3 protein-coding genes are annotated in these 2,500 nt (G+C 64.9%); 2 read left to right on the top strand and 1 reads right to left on the bottom strand.

Annotated elements, in window-relative coordinates:
• Positions 1-72 precede the first annotated feature (72 nt).
• Positions 73-1,188 carry a sulfur reduction protein DsrS gene (locus tag VLR48_RS00245; RefSeq protein WP_325289862.1) on the top strand — a complete coding sequence of 372 codons (1,116 nt, stop codon included), beginning with the start codon at positions 73-75 and terminating at the stop codon, positions 1,186-1,188.
• 338 nt (positions 1,189-1,526) lie between these two features.
• Positions 1,527-1,736, top strand: coding sequence for a DUF2061 domain-containing protein (locus tag VLR48_RS00240; protein WP_325289861.1), 210 nt, complete (start codon positions 1,527-1,529; stop codon positions 1,734-1,736).
• 28 nt (positions 1,737-1,764) lie between these two features.
• On the opposite strand, the gene VLR48_RS00235 is transcribed toward VLR48_RS00240, so the two are convergent.
• Positions 1,765-2,500, bottom strand: a 736-nt coding sequence (locus tag VLR48_RS00235) for an SDR family NAD(P)-dependent oxidoreductase (RefSeq protein WP_325289860.1), incomplete at its 5' end; no start/stop codon positions are given.

The raw sequence follows: 2,500 nt of genomic DNA, 5'->3' as shown, positions 1-2,500 counted from the left end.
ATCTTCATGAATCCGAAGGATCCTCACTACAAGCCGCCGACCGACGTCTGATCCGGGGCGGAGCGAATCGGCATGGATCTCAGCAACGAAGACAGCTTCCGGCTGAACGTGCTGCTGGCCAATCGTCCGCACGCCATCCGCATCGACGAATCAAAGCTGATCGTCTACGGTCTCGGTCCGCAGGGCGAGGCGACGGTTCGTCTCAACCCCAACAGACGTCCGGATCAGTATCTTCGCGGCGTCAAAGAGCTCATCTCGGGGCACGTCCTGGGTTCGCCCGGCGGTTACCCGGTCTATCTGAGCCGCTGGACCCGCATGGGTCAGATGCGCGACGAGAGCCTGGAGCAATTGCTCCTGCTCGGCGAGCCGGAGGCGGTCGTGGCGGCCGTCTGCTCGCCCGGACTCACCGACGAGCTGGCTCGGCGCGCCTGGTGGGCCATGGAGGATGCCGAGAATGCCCGGCGCATGTTGGGCAACCCGGCGATCGTCGCAGGCGCCATGGGCCCGGTCCTGGTGGATTATCTGATCGACTATCTCCCCTTCGAAACCGAGAGCGACAAGATCGCCGAGTCGATCCGTCTGATCCTCCGGACCGGTCTTCTCGACGCCGATCGGCGCGACGACCTCTGGAAGAAGGCCGCGCGCAAGCAGGTCTATCTCGTGGGTTTCCTGCAGGCCGTCCCGGATGACCTGCCGGGAGCGGGAGTGTCCGGGGCGCGCGGGCTTCCCGAGCCGGTCGTTGCGCTCGCAGCGGCGGGCAACCCAGGTGCGCGGCTGCTCGTTCGGGTCTTTTCGTCGCCCGGCCAGACCTTCCTCGCGACGGTCGCAACCGTGTTGTCCAAGCCGCCCAGCCAGGACGTCGTAACGGCGACCTTCGGCGTGCTCAGAGACTACTTCGGTGCCCTGCGCCCGGAGGGGGACCCCGACCTTGCGGTTTCGGATCTGATTGCGGAGGCCGAGCGCTTCGCAACACCGACGAGCGCGGATCCGGACACGGCACGGCTGCTGCGCGAGGCCCCCGAGATGGCCCCGGAGGTCTCCGCCATGCGCGTCCTGTCCGGTGTCGGCTATGGACTGCTCCGCGCCATTGCGCTCGATCCCAGCGTCCTCGGCAGCCTCATGCGCCGTAAGCTGACCCCCGTCATCGACCCGCTCCAGGCTCGCCTGAGCCTTCTCGCAGGACGCTGATGATGCTCGCGTGGCCTCGCTCATCAGAGCGACCACACCGTCCTCTAGAGACTCACGACATCCGCTCCGCGGTGTCACGCATGCTCCGTGGGGCTCCGCGCCAGGTGCCACGATGGCCGAACTGGCGAAGAGGCACTCCGCGTCGTCGTGTCAACGAGGGTGTGATCCGAGATTCGAGAGAGTCGAGATTTTGACGGGCCGCGGCCGACGACCTCGTGCCTTTTGCGCCTGCGACTTCTTTGATCGTTAATGACGATCGATAAGTTAATAACAATCGAGTTTTAAGATTGACGGGTCGCCGCTATGCTCCTATCCAACACTTGAAGAGGAGCACTCACATGGCCAAAACGATCACGTTCGCGATCCTGCATATGACGGTCGCCTTCAGCGTGGCCTACCTGTTGAGCGGCAGCCTCCTGGTCGGCGGGGCGATCGCCTTGGTCGAGCCCGCGATCAACACGGTGGTCTACTTCTTCCATGAGAAGGTCTGGGACCAGATCCGGCAACACCGCGCCCAAGCGCCTCCCGGTGGTCTGCTGCCCGCCTGATGTGTCGCGTCGATCCTTGTTTGTCCCGTCAGCTGCCCGAGAGACGGGCAGCGGGGTCTTGCGAGAAACCGACAAGTCTCTCGCTGATGCCCCAGAGTCGTCTGTTGGCATCCGCATCGAGCGCTTGGGCAGGTGCCTTGATCGACCGCCGGTCGCCAAGGTACCGACCCGTGACCCCGTCGAGATCGGGCGATCGAGCGGCATAGAGCACGCGCTCCGCTGCGCGCGCGGGGGTCGGCAAGGCCCAGCCGAGCAGCAGATCGACCGCCTTCCAGAAGAGCCCTTGTGCGCCATCGGATCCGCCGAGGTTGGATCGAAAGACGCCCGGGAAGACGCAGTTCACGCTCACCCCGGTGCCTGCAAGCCGCCGCGCCAGCTCGAAGGTGAAATGCAGGTTCCCGAGCTTGGACTGACCGTACGCCTGCATCATGCGATAGCGACGATGAGTCCAGTCGAGATCGTCGAAGTCCATCGCGGTGTCCATCTTGGTGCCGACATTGACGATCCGGGCCGGTGCGCTGGCCTTGATGCGCTCGAGCAGGAGACCCGTGAGCAGGAAAGGGCCGAGATGGTTCACCGCCAGCGAGCGCTCGATGCCCTCGGGGCTCGTGCGGCGGCTCGCATAAGCGGTCCCGGCATTGTTGATCAGGAGGTCGAGGCGCTCGAAGCGATCGAGGATCTCCGTCGCCGCTCGGCGAATCTCTTGCTCCCCCGTCTCGCGGTCCGCAAACGTGAACTCCGTCAACGGGAACTCCTGCGGGCTG

This window comes from Thiocapsa sp., assembly GCF_035467215.1.
Lineage (GTDB): Bacteria > Pseudomonadota > Gammaproteobacteria > Chromatiales > Chromatiaceae > Thiocapsa.
The sequence above is the reverse complement of the archived record's forward strand: the minus strand, read 5'-3'. Positions and strand labels throughout refer to the sequence as shown.

Bases quoted from the DNA above. Each gene is read 5' to 3' on its own strand.
- VLR48_RS00240 (WP_325289861.1), top strand. From the start codon at position 1,527: ATGGCCAAAACGATCACGTTCGCGATCCTGCATATGACGGTCGCCTTC.
- VLR48_RS00245 (WP_325289862.1), top strand. From the start codon at position 73: ATGGATCTCAGCAACGAAGACAGCTTCCGGCTGAACGTGCTGCTGGCC.